The 16,123-nt window shown below is 71.4% G+C and carries 16 protein-coding genes; 13 read left to right on the plus strand and 3 right to left on the minus strand.

The genetic code is table 11. The features are described from left to right. Positions 1-23 precede the first annotated feature (23 nt). Together ACSMXR_RS26390 and ACSMXR_RS26395 are read left to right on the plus strand one after the other, a co-directional pair. Entirely contained in the window at positions 24-581 is a 558-nt protein-coding gene (locus tag ACSMXR_RS26390) for a SigE family RNA polymerase sigma factor (RefSeq protein WP_137233533.1), read from the plus strand. Beyond that, positions 578-1,801, plus strand: coding sequence for a hypothetical protein (locus tag ACSMXR_RS26395; protein WP_473170056.1), 1,224 nt, complete (start codon positions 578-580; stop codon positions 1,799-1,801). Before ACSMXR_RS26390 ends, ACSMXR_RS26395 begins: the two co-directional genes overlap by 4 nt. A 15-nt stretch (positions 1,802-1,816) precedes the next feature. Here the strand turns inward: ACSMXR_RS26395 and ACSMXR_RS26400 are convergent, their stop codons facing one another. Beyond that, a complete protein-coding gene (locus tag ACSMXR_RS26400; protein ID WP_473170057.1) occupies positions 1,817-2,866 on the minus strand; it encodes a glycoside hydrolase family 6 protein in 1,050 nt (349 codons plus the stop codon). 129 nt (positions 2,867-2,995) lie between these two features. Next, complete coding sequence (locus tag ACSMXR_RS26405) at positions 2,996-3,979, minus strand: ArsR/SmtB family transcription factor (RefSeq protein ID WP_473170058.1); 984 nt, start codon at positions 3,977-3,979, stop codon at positions 2,996-2,998. Between the two features lie 107 nt (positions 3,980-4,086). Here ACSMXR_RS26405 and ACSMXR_RS26410 point away from each other — a divergent pair, with 107 nt between their 5' ends. From ACSMXR_RS26410 to ACSMXR_RS26440, 7 genes are all read left to right on the plus strand, one after another. Further along, positions 4,087-5,493 (plus strand): MFS transporter, encoded by a 1,407-nt coding sequence (locus ACSMXR_RS26410; protein ID WP_473170059.1) that lies wholly within the window; start codon positions 4,087-4,089, stop codon positions 5,491-5,493. Between the two features lie 10 nt (positions 5,494-5,503). Next, positions 5,504-6,013, plus strand: a complete 510-nt coding sequence (locus ACSMXR_RS26415; RefSeq protein WP_137233538.1) for a MarR family winged helix-turn-helix transcriptional regulator — start codon at positions 5,504-5,506, stop codon at positions 6,011-6,013. 73 nt (positions 6,014-6,086) lie between these two features. Then, complete coding sequence (locus tag ACSMXR_RS26420; RefSeq protein ID WP_030079230.1) at positions 6,087-6,413, plus strand: DUF3817 domain-containing protein; 327 nt, start codon at positions 6,087-6,089, stop codon at positions 6,411-6,413. Positions 6,414-6,509: 96 nt separating this feature from the next. Beyond that, on the plus strand, positions 6,510-8,210 hold the full coding sequence (locus ACSMXR_RS26425) for an acyl-CoA mutase large subunit family protein (protein ID WP_137233540.1): 1,701 nt from the start codon (positions 6,510-6,512) through the stop codon (positions 8,208-8,210). A 303-nt stretch (positions 8,211-8,513) separates the two neighbouring features. Next, positions 8,514-9,152: a sporulation delaying protein family toxin gene (locus ACSMXR_RS26430; protein ID WP_218524724.1), complete on the plus strand. Its 639-nt coding sequence runs from the start codon at positions 8,514-8,516 to the stop codon at positions 9,150-9,152. A gap of 199 nt (positions 9,153-9,351) precedes the next feature. Beyond that, entirely contained in the window at positions 9,352-9,870 is a 519-nt protein-coding gene (locus ACSMXR_RS26435; RefSeq protein WP_218524723.1) for an SdpA family antimicrobial peptide system protein, read from the plus strand. Beyond that, complete coding sequence (locus ACSMXR_RS26440) at positions 9,867-10,787, plus strand: sporulation-delaying protein SdpB family protein (protein WP_473170060.1); 921 nt, start codon at positions 9,867-9,869, stop codon at positions 10,785-10,787. The genes ACSMXR_RS26435 and ACSMXR_RS26440 overlap by 4 nt, the downstream gene beginning before the upstream one ends. Here the strand turns inward: ACSMXR_RS26440 and ACSMXR_RS26445 are convergent. Next, on the minus strand, positions 10,741-11,367 hold the full coding sequence (locus ACSMXR_RS26445; RefSeq protein WP_137233544.1) for a TetR/AcrR family transcriptional regulator: 627 nt from the start codon (positions 11,365-11,367) through the stop codon (positions 10,741-10,743). The genes ACSMXR_RS26440 and ACSMXR_RS26445 overlap by 47 nt on opposite strands. 378 nt (positions 11,368-11,745) lie before the next feature. Here ACSMXR_RS26445 and ACSMXR_RS26450 point away from each other — a divergent pair, with 378 nt between their 5' ends. The 4 genes from ACSMXR_RS26450 (at position 11,746) to ACSMXR_RS26465 (ending at position 16,024) form a co-directional block, all read left to right on the plus strand. Beyond that, the gene (locus ACSMXR_RS26450; protein ID WP_170994620.1) at positions 11,746-12,717 is read left to right on the plus strand and encodes a tetratricopeptide repeat protein; all 972 of its coding nucleotides are present in this window, start codon (positions 11,746-11,748) and stop codon (positions 12,715-12,717) included. Positions 12,718-13,369: 652 nt separating this feature from the next. Continuing rightward, entirely contained in the window at positions 13,370-14,020 is a 651-nt protein-coding gene (locus ACSMXR_RS26455; RefSeq protein WP_030079216.1) for a DUF6230 family protein, read from the plus strand. Positions 14,021-14,115: 95 nt separating this feature from the next. Beyond that, on the plus strand, positions 14,116-14,679 hold the full coding sequence (locus ACSMXR_RS26460) for a DUF6114 domain-containing protein (RefSeq protein ID WP_218524720.1): 564 nt from the start codon (positions 14,116-14,118) through the stop codon (positions 14,677-14,679). Continuing rightward, entirely contained in the window at positions 14,669-16,024 is a 1,356-nt protein-coding gene (locus ACSMXR_RS26465; RefSeq protein WP_473170061.1) for an ICP22 family protein, read from the plus strand. The genes ACSMXR_RS26460 and ACSMXR_RS26465 overlap by 11 nt, the downstream gene beginning before the upstream one ends. Positions 16,025-16,123 lie beyond the last annotated feature (99 nt).

The raw sequence follows: 16,123 nt of genomic DNA on the forward strand, positions 1-16,123 counted from the left end.
TCGCCCGGGAAGAGAAGGTGACCGTGGACGCGGCAGGCCAGGAGAGCTTCGTCGAATTCGTGAGCACCCGTTCGGCGGCGCTGCTGAAGACGGCCGTCCTGCTCAGTGGCGGGGACCGCCACGCGGGCGAGGACCTGTTGCAGAACGCGCTGATCAAGGCCGCCGGACGGTGGGGGCGGATCGACGAACCCGAGGCGTACGTACGCCGGATCCTCTACCGGCAGCAGGTCAGCCGCTGGCGGCTGAAGGGGCGCAGACGGGAGCTGACGGTCGCCGAGCCGCCCGACCGCGGCAGCGGCACGGACGGCGCGGGCGCCGCCGAACTGCGTCTGGTGATGCGTGAGGCGCTGTCCCGGCTCACCGCCCGGCAGCGCACCGTCCTCGTGCTGCGCTTCTTCGAGGACCTGCCCGAGGCCGATGTGGCCCGCCTCCTCGGCTGCTCGGTCGGCACCGTACGGTCCACCACCCACCGCTCCCTGGCCCGACTGCGCGCCCACGCGCCCGAACTCACCGCCCTCGGCGGGTCCGGCGCGGAGCAGCCGTCGTCCCGCAATCTCGCTGCCGTGGAGGTACGACCGTGAACGTCGAGGAACTCGTCCGTGACTCCCTGCGCGAGCAGGCGGCCGTCGTCCCGGCTCCGCGCCCCGGTCTGGCCGGCCGGGTGCTCGCCGAGCGGCGGCGTCGCCGGGCCCGTACCCTCGCCGCCGCCGCGGCCACCACGGTTCTCGTCGTCGCCGCGGCCGTGGGCGTACCCACGCTGCTCGACGCCGAGGGTCCGAAGAGGATCCATGTGGCCGGCGGCGAGGTCTCCGACCAGGGCGTCCAGAGCCATGTCGACCAGTCCCCGCCGCGCGACCGGATCGCCGTCGGCGACCAGGTCCTCGCCGCGTACTTCACCTCGAAGAAGGTCCGCCAGCCCAACCGCGACGAGATCGTCGAGCGCACCTATTCGGTGCTGAACCAGGAGACCGGCCGCTACGAGGCGGACGAGCGCTGGTCCTTCCTCGCCGTCGCGCCCGGCATGCGGACCGCCGCCGTCCTGGAACGCGAACTGCCGGCCCCCCGCATCGGGCTGCTCGACCTCCGTACCGGGAAGGTGACCCGCTGGATCCCGCTGGACCGGGGCGCCGGTGGCCTGTTCTTCTCGCCCGACGGCAGCAAGCTGGTGGCCACCACGTACGACAAGAACCCGGACCGCGCCTACTGGTCCCACAAGGTCCAGGTGAACGACGACTTCGAGCCGTGGCGGGTGCCCTGCCGCACCGGGTTCGCCGTCGTCGACGTGGCGACGGGGGCCTCCGACTGGCATGCGCTGCCCGCGTTCTCCGGCGGGGGCGGCGGCTACGGCTCCGGCGAGAACCTGCGCTTCAACGACGACGGCACCCTGTTGTACGAGCCCATCAACATGGACCCCGGCGTCATCTACCGCGACTTCGACGGCCGGAAGGTGACCGCACCGGCCGGGGAGGCCCACATCGACCTCTGGTCCGCGCCGGCCGGCCTCTCCCCGGACGGCAAGCTCGTCGCCGGGGGCTTCGCGGGCGGTGCGAAGACCACCGCAACCCAGGTCCTCGACCCCCGCACGGGTGAGCGCGTCGCCAAGCTGCGGGGCCAGGAACTCCTGGCCTGGGTCGACAACGAGCGACTGATCGCCTGGGACATCGCACCGGGCGGCGGGGAGTACGAGAACCGTCTGGTGCTGGTCGGCATCGGCAGCAAGAAGACGATCTCCCTCAGCGGCGCCCGTACGCCCAAGGACCACTCGTCCAAGCGCTGGGAGCCGATCTTCGCCCGGAGCTGAGGGCGAGCGGCGGCCTCAGGAGGCGGCGCGCCGGGCGAGGCCGAGTGCGTACTCCGGCCACCAGTCGCCGGCCGGCGGGCCGCCCCGGCAGGTGCCGTCGGAGTCGCCCGGCCGCTTGATCCACAGATAGGCGTCGAGCCGGTCGTCGCCGGTGTCGGTGGTCGGGGGTGTGCCGAGCCCCCGGCCCGGCGGATTGCACCAGGCCTCCTCACGGCCCCCGGACAGGGGGCCGTTGCCGTTGCGGCTGGTGTCGATCACGAAGTGCGCGCCGCCGACCGCGTCGGAGAGCTGTCCCGCGTACGACTTCACGCTCTCGTTCGACTGGAAGTTGGAGACGTTCAGCGAGAAGCCGTCGGCCCGGTCGATGCCCGCCTGCCGCAGCGGCTGCGCCATCTTGGCCGGTTCGTCGATCCAGTCCGGGTTTCCGGCGTCCAGGTAGACCTTGGTGCCGGGCCGGGCCTTGAGCGTGTCCACCGCCTCGGAGAGGAGCTGGTAGCGCTCGGCGTGGTGCTCGGGCGGGGTGCAGCCGTCCGTGATGTGGGGGAGGGCGTCCGGTTCCAGGATCACGGTCGCGGGCGCGTCCCCGATGGCGTCGGCGAACTCCCCGATCCAGGTCCGGTAGGCGTCCGCGTCCTTCGCGCCGCCCGCGGAGTAGAGCCCGCAGTCGCGGTGCGGGATGTTGTACGCCACGAGCAGGATGGTCTTCTTCGTCCGGGCGGCGGACCTCGCGGCGGCCCGGATCCCCGGGGCCGGGTCGTCCCACGCGGGCCAGTCGGCCACCGGCCGGCCGGAGATCCGCCGCAGGATCTTCGCCTCCGCCTCGCGCCCCTGTTTCTCCCAGGTGCGCACCTGGCGGGCCGCGTCGCTGTTCGGGTCGACCCAGTACGGGGAGGCCGCGCTCGGGGCGGGCTCGCCCCGGACGAGTTCGCCGCCCTCCTCGGCGGTCCCGGTGACCCGCGGCTCCGGCGTCGAGCACCCCGCGGTGAGGGCGCTCGCCAGGGCGAGGACGGCCAGGGCGCGGACGGTACGGGGGAGAGCGCGGGGGACGATTCTGCGGCCGGACATCCAGACCCCTCGGACGGCGGTGGCTCACGGACACGGGAAACAGGGCAATCGTGACATAACGGTTACGGGGAGTGGTGACGCGACACCGTCCGTGACACGTCCGTACGCCGGATGCCGACAGCCGCGCCCTCAGTCCGAGCCGGCCAGCGCGATCCCCAGCGGGGTGCGCTCGTACAGCACCTGGTGCCCGTACCGCCGCGAGGTCAGCAGCCCCGCCCCGCGCAGCACGGAGAGATGGGCCGACACGGACGAGGCGGCGAGGTCCAGCCGGTGCGCCAGCGCGCTGGTCCCGGCCGGTTCGTCCAGCGCGCACAGCACATCGGCCCGGACCCGGCCCAGCAGCCGGGTGAGGGCTTCCGGCGTCCGCTCCCCGGCCTCGCTCCACAGCCCGCCGATCCCGCGCGCCGGGTAGATCAGCCCGGGCTGCCAGGGCTCCAGGTGGCCGCCCACCACCTCGGGCCAGACGAAGACGCTCGGCATCAGCGCCAGCCCCTGGCCGCCCAGCACCTGGTGGTGGTCGCCCCGCGTCCCCTTCACGGTGAGCGTCGAACCGTTCCAGCTCAGCTGGGTGCTCACCTCGCCCAGCAGCCCTTCCAGACCGCTGTCCGCGAGCCGCCGGGAGTGGTAGGCGATGTCCGCCTCCAGCAGGGCCCGCAGCCGGGGCCAGTACGGCTCGATCAGGGCCCGCCAGACCTGCTCCAGCAGATCGGCGAGCTCGTGCACGGCCCGTGCCGGATCGGCCAGCAGGCGCCGGCCCGTCGCGGATTCCCGGGCGCCGGGCCGTCCCGCCAGCGCCAGCGCCATGTCCGCCCACGCCACCTCCGGGTCGACCGCCCGGACGCCCGCGATCTCCTCGTCGAAGGTGGCGAACGGGCCGATCGGCGGCGGGCAGATGAAGTCCGGGTTGTGGCCGCCGTCCGGCATCAGCAGCCACAGCGGCTCCAGGTCCAGGGCCGCGGCCGCCTCCCGGATCCGGCGGAGCCACGGCAGGTGGTAGCCGTGCCGGTGGCGACGGGCCAGGGTGCGCACGGCCTCCTGGGTCTCGAACAGCGGGGACAGGGCGAACCGGCAGCGCAGCAGGTCGCTCTCGCTGAAATGCAGCTGGAACGGCATGCCTCTCCCTCCGCCGCGAAGCCCCGGCGGGCAGCCCACGCGGGCCTCAACATTCGGCCTGAGCCGAAAGTCTACAAAGAGCGGGGTCCCGGCCCCAGGCTCGTCCCATGCCGACCGACAGCCCCGCCCCGGCGGACACACCCCGTACCCCGCCCGTCCCGGCGGCGCAGGTCCCGGCTCCCTCCCCGGAGCGTGCCGCCCACCGTGACCCGGGCCCCGGGCCCACGCTCCGGGACCCCGCCGCCCCGGCCCCCGAAGTCCCGCGCGGCTACCGCGCGGTCTTCGCCGTCGCCGAGTTCCGGGCCGTCTTCGCCGCGCACCTGCTCTCGCTGCTCGGCGTCGTCGTCAGCGAGCTGGCGCTCACCGTCCTCGTCTACGACCTCACCGGCTCCCCGCTGCTCAGCGCCCTGACCTTCGCGCTGGGGCTGCTCCCGTACATCGTCGGCGGCACGCTCTTCGCCGGGGTCGCCGACCGCTACCCGGCCCGTCGCGTCCTGGTCGTCTGCGATCTGCTCTGCGCGGCCTGCGTCGCCGTGATGCTGGTGCCCGCCACCCCGGTCGCCGGACTCCTCGCCCTGCGCTGCCTGGTCGCCGCGATCGCGCCCGTCTTCACCGGGACGCGGATGGCGGCGCTCACCGACATCCTCGGCGAGGGCGACCTCTATGTACTGGGCCGTTCGCTGCTGCGGATCGTCTCGCAGAGCGCGATGCTCATCGGGTTCGGCGCCGGAGGGGTGCTGCTCACCGTGCTCTCCCCGCGCGGCGCGATCACCGTCACCGTGGTGACCTTCCTCTGCTCGGCCGCCCTGCTCCGCTTCGGCACCCGCGACCGCCCCGCCCGCGCCACCGGTGGTGACGGCGGCGGGACCCTCCTCAAGGAGTCGCTCTCCGGGGCCCGCCTCGTCCTGGGCGACCGCCGCATCCGCGCCCTGATGCTGCTGTTCTGGCTGCCCGCGATGTTCGTGGTGGCCCCGGAGGCGCTCGCCGCCCCGTACGCCGACGCGATCGGGGCCCCGCCCGCCGCGCTCGGGCTGCTGCTCTGCGCGATGGCCGTCGGGCACATCGGGGCCGAACTGTTCGTGGGCTCCGCGCTCAGCCCCTGTAACCGCTCCCGGATCGTCCTGCCGGTCGCCGCCGTCGGCCTGTTCCCGCTCCTCGTGTACGTGGTCCGGCCCGGGCTGTCGCTCGCCCTGGCCGCCCTGGCGCTGGCCGGGGCGGGAGCGGCGTACGTCATCGGGCTCGACCAGTGGTTCGTCGACGCCGTGCCCCAGGAACTGCGCGGCCGGGCCATGACGCTGCTCACCGCCGGACTGATGACCGTCCAGGGCCTCGGGATGGCGCTGGCGGGGCTCGCGGCCGAGTTCTTCCCCGTGCACCAGGTGGTCGTTGGATCCGGAATCATCGGTACCGTCTGCACGCTGCTGCTCGTCGCCGAGGTCCGCCGGACAGCCCCCGGACGGATGTCCGATACCGAAGGACGAGACGGGGCTGACCGGCATATGACCAGTCGGTAAGGTCGGTGCCGTGCCGAAGCCGCTCAGCCTTCCCTTCGATCCCATCGCCCGCGCCGACGAGCTCTGGCAGCAGCGCTGGGGACCCGTGCCCTCGATGGGGGCGATCACCTCGATCATGCGGGCCCAGCAGATCCTGCTCGCCGAGGTCGACGCCGTCGTCAAGCCGTACGGGCTGACCTTCGCCCGGTACGAGGCGCTGGTGCTGCTCACCTTCTCCAAGGCCGGTGAACTGCCGATGTCCAAGATCGGCGAGCGGCTGATGGTGCACCCCACCTCGGTCACCAACACCGTGGACCGGCTGGTCAAGTCCGGTCTGGTCGGCAAGCGCCCGAACCCGAACGACGGCCGCGGAACGCTGGCGGCCATCACCGACAAGGGCCGCGAGGTCGTCGAGGCGGCCACCCGGGACCTGGTCGCGGTCGACTTCGGGCTCGGGGTGTACGACTCCGAGGAGTGCGCCGAGATCTTCGCCATGCTGCGTCCGCTGCGGGTGGCGGCCCAGGACTTCGAGGAGGAGTGAGCGCGGCCCCGCCCGGCCGCCGTCGCCGGGGCCGCGCGAAGATCGCCCCGGTCGTCCCGTTACGCTCGTAGCCATGAAACAGAACGTGCTCACCCGCTACCGGGTGATGGCCTACGTCACCGCCGTCTGGCTGCTCGTCTTCACCGCGGCGATCATCGCGAAGTACGGCTTCGAGACCGGCGACACCATGCTGATCTCCCAGATCCACGGCGTGCTGTTCATCGTCTACGTCGTCTTCGCCTTCGATCTCGGCTCCAAGGCGAAGTGGCCCTTCGGCAAGCTCCTGTGGGTGCTGGCCGCGGGCTGCATCCCCTTCGCCTCGTTCTTCGTCGAACCGAAGGTCAGCCGCGAGGCCCGCGCCCTGGTCACCGACCCGGCGCCGGCCCCCGCCAAGGCCTGAGGCCAGGGCTTCCGGATCACCCGAACCGCCCCGCGCGCAAAGCGCCGGGCGGTTTGCCATCGACATTTACTAGGACGTCCTAGTAAATTCGAGGGTATGGACGCTGACGCGATCGAGGAAGGCCGCCTCCGCTGGCAGGCCCGTTACGACAAGGCCCGCAAGCGTGACGCGGACTTCACCACGCTCTCCGGGGATCCGGTCGAGCCGGCGTACGGGCCCCGCCCCGGCGACACGTACGAGGGGTTCGAGCGGATCGGCTGGCCCGGGGAGTACCCCTTCACCCGCGGGCTGCACCCCACCGGCTACCGGGGCCGTACGTGGACGATCCGCCAGTTCGCCGGCTTCGGCAACGCCCAGCAGACCAACGAGCGCTACAAGATGATCCTCGCGGCGGGCGGCGGCGGACTCAGCGTCGCCTTCGACATGCCGACGCTGATGGGCCGCGACTCCGACGACCCGCGCTCGCTCGGCGAGGTCGGCCACTGCGGGGTCGCCATCGACTCCGCCGCCGACATGGAGGTCCTCTTCGGGGACATCCCGCTCGGCGACGTCACCACCTCGATGACGATCAGCGGCCCGGCCGTCCCCGTCTTCTGCATGTACCTGGTCGCCGCCGAGCGCCAGGGCGTCGACCCGGGGGTGCTCAACGGCACGCTCCAGACCGACATCTTCAAGGAGTACATCGCGCAGAAGGAGTGGCTCTTCCAGCCCGAGCCCCATCTGCGCCTCATCGGCGACCTGATGGAGCACTGCGCCGCCGCCATCCCCGCCTACAAGCCGCTCTCCGTCTCCGGCTACCACATCCGCGAGGCCGGGGCGACGGCCGCGCAGGAGCTCGCGTACACCCTCGCGGACGGCTTCGGCTATGTGGAGCTGGGCCTCTCGCGCGGCCTGGACGTCGACACCTTCGCCCCCGGGCTCTCCTTCTTCTTCGACGCGCACCTCGATTTCTTCGAGGAGATCGCCAAGTTCCGCGCCGCCCGCCGCATCTGGGCCCGCTGGATGAAGGAGACGTACGGCGCGAAGACCGACAAGGCCCAGTGGCTGCGCTTCCACACCCAGACCGCCGGGGTCTCGCTCACCGCGCAGCAGCCGTACAACAACGTCGTCCGCACGGCCGTCGAAGCCCTCTCCGCCGTCCTCGGCGGCACCAACTCGCTGCACACCAACGCCCTCGACGAGACCCTCGCGCTCCCCTCCGAGCAGGCCGCCGAGATCGCCCTGCGCACCCAGCAGGTGCTGATGGAGGAGACCGGCGTCGCCAATGTGGCCGACCCGCTGGGCGGCTCCTGGTACGTCGAGCAGCTCACCGACCGGATCGAGGCCGAGGCCGAGAAGATCTTCGACCAGATCAGGGAGCGCGGCACCCGGGCCCACCCGGACGGGCAGCACCCCATCGGGCCGATCACCTCCGGCATCCTGCGCGGCATCGAGGACGGCTGGTTCACCGGCGAGATCGCCGAGTCCGCCTTCCAGTACCAGCGGGCCCTGGAGAAGGGCGACAAGCGGGTCGTCGGCGTCAACGTCCACCACGGCTCGGTCACCGGCGACCTGGAGATCCTGCGGGTCAGCCACGAGGTCGAGCGCGACCAGGTCAGCCAGCTCGCCGACCGCAAGGCCGCCCGCGACGACGCGAAGGTCACCGCCGCCCTCGACGCGATGCTCGCCGCCGCCCGCGACGGCTCCAACATGATCGCGCCGATGCTCGACGCCGTACGGGCCGAGGCCACGCTCGGCGAGATCTGCGGGGTGCTGCGCGAGGAGTGGGGCGTCTACACGGAGCCGCCGGGCTTCTGAGCGTCGGCTCAGGAGAGCGTAGGGGTCGGACAAGCGCTCGGCCGGGGTTTCCCGGTCGAGCGCTTCGTCGTGCGCGGTGGTCGAATCCGGCGGCGTCCGGCTGCCGGGAGCGTACGAAGGCCGGGGCGCGCGGGGTACCCCCTTTTCTGGTGGGTACCCCGGCCTCCGACCGGCTGCTTTGGTTGCCTCCATTGGTCGCTCACCCGCCGTCTTCCGGCTGACTTCCGCTCGACGCGGAGCCACGCCGGTCCAGTGGTCCCGGACGTGGTCGCGGGACGGTGCGGCGGTGGGCACGGAACAGAAATGGGAGGCATTCCTGTGCAGTTCTCACCGAAGGTGATCGCCACCGCCCTTGCGGCGGCCGTCGCTCTGGGGGCCGGTGTCGTCGGCACCGCTCAGGCGTCCGCGGCACAGACGGCCCCGCCGGCCGCCGTGGCGGTCAAGAAGGCCGCATCGGCGGAGGAGGACGGCCGCGCCCTGTTCGGCGGCCTGGTCTTCACTCAGGGGCGGGTGGCCGACAGCCTCATCGCGGGCGGCTACTACCGGAGTTCGAAGGAGACGCTCAAGGAGAACCGCGGCGCCAAGTCCGTGGCCGCGGTCGGCAAGCTGATGGACGTCATGGAGAAGACCGAGCCGGGCTTCTTCGCCGGGCTCTCCACCGACCTCCGCAGCGGCGACCCCCGACGGGTCGAAGCGGCGCTGGACCACACCTCGGCGCTTCTCAAGAACCACGTCAAGGTCATCGAGAAGAGCGGGGACGGCAGCACCGGGGCGTGTGTCGCCGTCGTCGTCGCGGTGAACGTCGCGGTGGTCGGCAACGTTGTCGCCGTCTTCAACGCCGAGGTGGCGTGGGACGTCCAGCACTTCTGGATGGAGCAGCGGCCGATGCTGTCGGCGGAGGAAAGCATCGCCCTCCTGACGACGCTTCTGAAGGACGCCTGACGGCGGCGGGGTGTCCGGAGCCGGTCCCTCGGCCCGGACACCCCGCACCGTTCTTCCCCGGCGCCCCGGTGCCGGGGAAGAACGGTGACCGCGTCGAGCGACGAGCGAAGGAAGACCTCGTATGAACTGGCCAGCGAGCGGTCGCCGGTGGGCCCGACTGTCACTCTCCCCGCCCCGTACCCGTCGCGTCCCACGGTCCATGGCGGCAGGAGTCACCGCTGTGTGGGCGGTGCTCCTCCTGTATGTGGTGCAGACACAACTGCCGGACAACGCGGTGAAGTTGCCGGGGCAGGCCTCGGTGGAATCCACGACGCGGACCGTGGTCCCCCAAGGGTGGGCGTTCTTCACCAAGTCCCCGCGGGAGACGGACATGGACCCCTACGGCCCGGTCGACGGCGCCTGGCGCAGCCTGCGGTCGGGCCGGCACGCCGAGTACGGCTTCAACAGGGAGTCGCGAGCCCAGGGCCTGGAGATCGGCCTGCTGTTCTACCAGGTCCAGGACAGCAAGCCCTTCGCCTGCGAACGCCGTGCGCTGACGGACTGTCTCGACCGCGCGAGTGCGGACATCATCCCGGTCGGCAACCCGTCACCGTCGCCCACCTTGTGCGGCCGGGTCGCGCTGGTCGACCAGTTGCCCGTTCCGTACGCCTGGCGCGACTTCTACGCGGACACCCACACGCCGAAGAGCGTGCGGGTCCTGGAGGTGAAGTGCGGATGAGATCCTTCCCGTCGCCGTGGACCAACGTCTACGGACTGGCACGCACGCTGCTGGCCCTGGCCACATCGGGCACCCTGCTGTGGAGCGGTTCGGACACGCTCTTCCGCCCGTCCGCGGGCCGCGACGACATCGTGGGCTGCGACGGCCTGCGGTCGATCGGCCTGTTCTGCCACGTTCCCGAGCAACGGCTGGACGTGGCGCGCCTGGTGTGCGTGGCGGTCCTGCTCGTCGTCGCGTCCGGCTGGCGGCCCAGGTGGACGGCGCTGCCGCACCTGTGGATCACGTACAGCGTCTGGGCCAATATCGCCATCCCGGACGGCGGCGATCAGATCGCGTGCAACCTCGCCGTCCTCCTCGCCCTCGCGGCCCTCGGCGATCCCCGGCGCTGGCACTGGGACGATCCGCCGGAGGAGCGGACGGACTCGGTACCCGCGCAGGTCACGGCCTTCGCCTGCTGCTCCGCCCTGTTCATGGCCCAGTTGCAGATGTCGTTCCTGTACTTCCAGGCCTGCGTCGCGAAGCTTCCCCACGCGGAGTGGGCGGACGGAACCGCGATGTGGTACTGGACCAACAACCTCGCCTTCGGCGCTCCCGGCTGGCTCCACCCGGTGGTGGACCTCGTCGTCCGGCAGCCTCTGGGGGTCGCGGCGCTGACCTGGGTGCCCCTGTTCATCGAACTGGGCCTCGCCCTGGCCCTCCTGCTGCCGCGGCGCCACCGCCTTTACCTGCTGGCGGCCGGCTTCCTCTTCCATCTCTCCATCGCGCTGATGATGGGGCTGTGGAGCTTCGCCTTCGCCATGTGGGCGGGGCTCGTCCTCCTCTGCCTCCCGCTGGGCGCGCAGCTGCGCGCCGGACCACGGGCGCGGAGTCTCACCCCGCCTGAGCGCCGGCCAGCCCCAGCAGCAGCAGCGAGGTGAAGCCGCTCGCCCACTCGGCGTCCACCGGCTCCGCGCTCACCAGGGTGCGGTGCACCACCGCGCCGGCGATCACGTCGAAGATCAGGTCCGCGTTGCGGGCGGCCGTCGAGGCGTCGTCCTCGTACCGCAGCTCGCCGCGGGCCTGAGCGCGTTCCCGGCCCAGCAGCACCAGCCGCTTCTGCCGGTCCACGATCGCCGAGCGGATCCGCCGGCGCAGCGAGTCGTCGCGGGTGGACTCGGCGACCACCGCCATCAGCGCGGTCCGGGCCTCCGGCCGCTCCAGCAGCGAGGCGAACTGGAGCACGACCCCCTGCACATCGGCGGCCAGGCTGCCCCGGTCGGGCAGCTCCAGCTCGTCGAAGAGGACCGCGACCGCGTCCACGACCAGTTCGTTCTTGCCCGCCCACCGCCGGTAGAGGGTCGTCTTGGCGACCCCGGCCCGGGTCGCCACATCGCCCATCGTCAGCTTCGACCAGCCGAGATCGACCAGGGACGCCCGTGTCGCTTCGAGGATCGCGGCATCGGCTGCGGTGCTCCGCGGACGTCCTGTTCGGGTGGCTTTGGGGTCGCTGTCGCTCATGATGCGGCGACCATACCGGCCAGTAGGGAGAACCGTTGTGCCCCGGTGCCCGTGAGACAGATCACCGGGATCACCTGTCCCAGCAGGGTGATCGGCAGTTACGCTACGGGTCGTAGCGTAAGGAAGGCGGCTTGCCCGCCCCCGTACGCCACGGAACGAACGAGCGACAGCCACCGGGTCTCATGGAGACCCAGGCGCCGGGTGGGGACCCGGGGCCGCACGGACCGGCCGGATGGGGATCCGGAAGGTCCACCCGGGTCTTTCAGGGGCCCTCGACCGCTCCGGTCCGTACGCCCCCGCACGCCGGTGGGGGCTCGGACCGGGCCGGTTCTCGCACTCGCTTTCCGGAACGGTGTGCTCAGGGGGGAGGATGTACGTATGCAGCCTAGGAACATGTCCATGAGCGGCGTTGTCGACCTCGCCGCTGTCAAGGCGGCCGGTGAGGCCAAGGCCAAGGCGGAGCAGGCCCGCGCGGAGGCCGCCCGTACCGGGGGCAGCGGCGCCGTCGCGCCCGCCGCCCTGGTGATCGACGTCGATGAAGCCGGCTTCGAGCGCGATGTCCTCCAGCGCTCCGCCGAGGTCCCCGTCGTCATCGACTTCTGGGCCGAGTGGTGTGAGCCGTGCAAGCAGCTGGGCCCTCTGCTGGAGCGCCTGGCGGTCGAGTACAACGGCCGCTTCCTGCTGGCCAAGGTCGATGTCGACGCCAACCAGATGCTGATGCAGCAGTTCGGCATCCAGGGCATTCCGGCCGTTTTCGCCGTCGTCGCCGGACAGGCCCTCCCGCTCTTCCAGGGCGCGGCCCCCGAGGCCCAGATCCGCGAGACGCTGGACCAGCTGATCCAGGTCGGCGAGGAGCGCTTCGGGCTGACCGGGATCGTCGTCGACCCGGACGCCGGGGCGCCGGGCGCGGCCCCGGCCGAGGTGCCGGCCGGCCCGTACGACGCCGTGCTGGAGGCCGCCGCTTCGGCGCTGGACGCCAATGACTTCGGCGGCGCGGTCCAGGCGTACAAGAACGTCCTCGCGGACGACCCGGGCAACCCGGAGGCCAAGCTCGGTCTGGCCCAGGCGGAGTTGCTCGGCCGGGTGCAGAGCATGGACCCGCAGGCGGTCCGCAAGGAGGCGGCGGACAACCCGGGCGATGTGCGGGCCCAGCTCGCCGCGGCCGATCTGGATCTGGTCGGCGGCCATGTCGAGGACGCCTTCGGCCGGCTCGTCGAGGCGGTCCGCCGCACCGCGGGCGAGGACCGCGACGCCGCCCGGCTGCGGCTGCTGGAGCTGTTCGAGGTGATCGGCCCGGAGGACCCCAGGGTCACCGCCGCGCGCACCGCGCTGGCCCGCGTCCTGTTCTGAGGCCGGCCCGCCGTCCGCTCCGGACGAGGCCGATTGTTCCGATGTGACAAGACGGCCGCACCGCCTCCCCGGCGGTGCGGCCGTTTTGCCGTCCTGACGCCAAAGAGCGGTACGGAACGCCTTCGCTTTACCAAATCTTGACAAAGATGCGAGCTGTTACTCGCAGTAAAGCAGGCTGGTGATTCTGTCCCGTTTCCTTGAAGTTTCCCGCCATTCCGATGTCCCTTTCGTGCCACCCTGCGTCGCCGTGCGATGCCGCCCTGTCGCACTGCGGTTATCGGGCCGTTACTAGCCAGTAACGATCCCCCTTGTGTCGCGGGCGTGAATGCACCACGATCGGCCACGCTCGGTCCAATACCTCCAGCCCGGTCTCCAGCCGGTGCCTGAGGGTCTGTTGGGTCCCCACCGGGTGGGTCGGCGGCAGTGGCGCCGACCGCGGACAGGGGGGTTCCCGCTCACGGGCGGGGCCTGTCCGACCGGCTGTGCTGAACGCGCGGCCAGTGGTTGTCGCTCGGGGGTGAACGCCGGTGGATCGGATGCGGGACACGTCTCCGATACGGGCGCTCTCCTTCCCCGAGGACGTAGCACTTCTCCCATCCCAGACGGGCACGATGCCCGGCCGGAGATGTACGTCCGAGAAGAAGGAGCAAGTATGAGTTCCCAGGTTCGCGGTGGGACGAGATGGAAGCGGTTCGCTCTGGTCATGGTGCCGAGCGTCGTCGCCACGGCGGCGGTGGGCGTCGGCCTCGCACAGGGCGCGCTGGCGGCGTCGTTCAGTGTGTCCGGGCAGAGCTTCAAGGTCAGCACCGACAAGCTGGAGGGCGAGAACTTCGTCCAGTACGGCAGCGTCGCCGTCGGCAAGGACCTTGAGGGCAAGGAAGCGGCGCACGCGGTCGCGGTGTCGGGCTTCAGCGACGCCACGATCACCAACATGTGCCAGTCGGTGGTCACGCCGAAGGTTCCCTTCATCGGCAACGTCAGCCTCATGCTGAACGCCGGTACGAACCCGAAGAAGCCGGTCAAGGCGACCAACCTCTACCTGGACGTCGCGCAGCTCGACGCCGACGCCGAGTTCGAGAACATCGACATCGGTGTCGCGGCCGGCTCGCTGAAGAAGCCGAACAAGCCGGGAAGCATCGGCATCCAGCCGGGCACCCAGGCGAAGGAGGAAGGCTTCTCGCAGCGCGCCGACAAGGCGACGCTGACCAACGTGAAGCAGACGGCGTGGGCGACCACGGCCGGCACCTTCAAGCTCAGCGACCTGAAGCTGAGGCTGCACACGGGCGTCAAGGAGTGCTTCTAAGCACTCGCCCGGGTGGCCGGAACACCCCTCGCCGGGTCTTCCGGCCGCCCCCCTCCTCCTTTTACGGCAGTACCGGTTCCAGGGAGCTGTTTTCCATGAGCCCCGAGTCCACAGGGCAGAACGAGCACTACCTTCACGTCGCCCGGCGACGCTTCCGCGCCTGGCGGGGTGACCGGCCGTTCTGGGCGGGTCTGTTCACCATCCTCGGCGGTGCGCCCATCGCCTACTTCCCGTACGCCGATCTGCATCTCGGCAACATGACGCTGACGATGTCCACCACCGCCGGCGCCGGGTCCCTGATCATCGGGGTTCTGCTGATCACGCTGGGCCTGACGATGTGGTTCCACCACATCGTGCGGGTGTTCGCCGGCGTCGCGGCCATCCTGCTCGCGCTGATCTCCATACCCGTCGCCAACATCGGCGGCTTCGTGATCGGGTTCGTCTTCGCCCTCATCGGCGGGGCCCTGTCCGTTTCCTGGGCCCCCGGCGAAACCGGGAGCGACGAGGACCCGCTCGACGAGCAGGACCCCCGGCGCACGTCGCTGGAGAAGGACCTGCCGTACGAGGACGCGCTCCACGGCGCGGCCGTGCCCCAGCAGCAGGCCGCCGGGCCCGACCCGGCAGCCGACGCCGACGCCGGGAGGCATCGTGCGGGGTGACGACGGACAGCGGACGGACGCCTACCCCGGCGACGACTTCCGCGAGCGCAGGGGCCCCCGTCACGCGGCCCCCAAGAAGTCCCTCCTGACCAAGCTTCACCTGCCCAGCGGCAAGAAGGCGCTGGCGCTCGCGGCGATGCCGACGGCGGTCTTCGTGGGCATGGGGCTGACCCCCAAGCTCGCCCTGGCCGACGACCGGGCCGACATCCCGTTCGCGCCGGGACCGTGCGTCACCCGGTCCGACGAGCCGAGCGAGAGCGAGTCGCCGGAGGCCACCCCGTCCCCGTCGGCCACGGCGAAGGACGACAAGAAGGACGGCGCGTCCGGCACGGACGACACCGCGACCCCGAAGCCCTCGGCGAGCGGTTCGGCCTCCGACGCGGACCAGGACACGGCGGACGGCGCGAAGCCCGACACCGGGGACAAGTCGGCCCGAGCCGAGCAGGAGAAGCCCGCCGAGACGCCCTCCGCGACCCCGACGCCCACCAGGTCGAAGAACCCGCTGGACCCGCTCGGGCTCGGCGACGCGCTGAAGGACCTCTTCGACGGCCCGGACAAGAAGGACGACGAGGCCGAGGAGAAGGCCGGGGACGAGAAGCCGGCGAGCCCGTCCCCGAGCCCGACGGCCAAGGCCCCGAAGGCGTCCGACAAGCCTGAGGACAAGCCGAAGGACGAGTCGAAGGACCCGGTCAAGGGCGCGGCCGACCAGGCGAAGGAGACGTCCGACAAGACGGCCGACGCCATCCGCGAGGCGGCCGGGAAGGCCGGCAAGGACGTCGAGGAGCTCGACGAGGACGTCAAGGGACTCGACCCCAAGAAGGACGAGGACATCCCGGAGGGCGCCAAGCCGCGCTTCCCGTGCCCCGAGGCCGACCCGGACGCGCTCGCCGCGGCCGAGCTGGAGCCCGGCATCCCGCTGCTCCCGTCCGACCCGTGGACGCTGGAGTCGACGCTGCTCACCCTCAACGGCCTGGACTACCACGGCATCGTCGAGGTGAAGAAGGCGGACGGCAGCATCAAGAAGGTGCTGAAGTTCACCGCCAGCTCCATCGACATCAAGGACCTGCACCAGCTGACCGTCGGCCCCGCGGGCACCACCGGGCATGTGAAGTCGCGGCCCGGCTCCACGTCGACGATCCGCAACGGCGAGGTGACGATGTACACGGAGGAGCTGAAGGGCAATCTCTTCGGCCTCATCCCGATCACCTTCAGCCCGGAGACCCCGCCGCCGCTGAACGTCCCCTTCGCCTTCTTCACCAAGGTGAAGGTGGTTCAGGCCGGCCAGTTCGGCGGCACGCTCACCGTTCCGGGACTGAACAACTACCTGGAAGGCGGCAAGGGCTAGCAGCCGCGCCGCACCCCCCGAACCCGTCCGGGAGCCGCACAGCACCGTGGGCCGTACTCCTCACCAGGAGTACGGCCCACGGTCATGCGGTGGAGCGGG

The organism is Streptomyces sp. DSM 106670, assembly GCF_055792845.1.

Bases quoted from the DNA above. Each gene is read 5' to 3' on its own strand.
- ACSMXR_RS26450 (WP_170994620.1), top strand. From the start codon at position 11,746: ATGCAGCCTAGGAACATGTCCATGAGCGGCGTTGTCGACCTCGCCGCT.
- ACSMXR_RS26455 (WP_030079216.1), top strand. From the start codon at position 13,370: ATGAGTTCCCAGGTTCGCGGTGGGACGAGATGGAAGCGGTTCGCTCTG.
- ACSMXR_RS26410 (WP_473170059.1), top strand. From the start codon at position 4,087: ATGCCGACCGACAGCCCCGCCCCGGCGGACACACCCCGTACCCCGCCC.
- ACSMXR_RS26430 (WP_218524724.1), top strand. From the start codon at position 8,514: ATGGGAGGCATTCCTGTGCAGTTCTCACCGAAGGTGATCGCCACCGCC.
- ACSMXR_RS26440 (WP_473170060.1), top strand. From the start codon at position 9,867: ATGAGATCCTTCCCGTCGCCGTGGACCAACGTCTACGGACTGGCACGC.
- ACSMXR_RS26435 (WP_218524723.1), top strand. From the start codon at position 9,352: ATGGCGGCAGGAGTCACCGCTGTGTGGGCGGTGCTCCTCCTGTATGTG.
- ACSMXR_RS26400 (WP_473170057.1), bottom strand. From the start codon at position 2,866: ATGTCCGGCCGCAGAATCGTCCCCCGCGCTCTCCCCCGTACCGTCCGC.
- ACSMXR_RS26420 (WP_030079230.1), top strand. From the start codon at position 6,087: ATGAAACAGAACGTGCTCACCCGCTACCGGGTGATGGCCTACGTCACC.
- ACSMXR_RS26460 (WP_218524720.1), top strand. From the start codon at position 14,116: ATGAGCCCCGAGTCCACAGGGCAGAACGAGCACTACCTTCACGTCGCC.
- ACSMXR_RS26425 (WP_137233540.1), top strand. From the start codon at position 6,510: ATGGACGCTGACGCGATCGAGGAAGGCCGCCTCCGCTGGCAGGCCCGT.
- ACSMXR_RS26445 (WP_137233544.1), bottom strand. From the start codon at position 11,367: ATGAGCGACAGCGACCCCAAAGCCACCCGAACAGGACGTCCGCGGAGC.
- ACSMXR_RS26405 (WP_473170058.1), bottom strand. From the start codon at position 3,979: ATGCCGTTCCAGCTGCATTTCAGCGAGAGCGACCTGCTGCGCTGCCGG.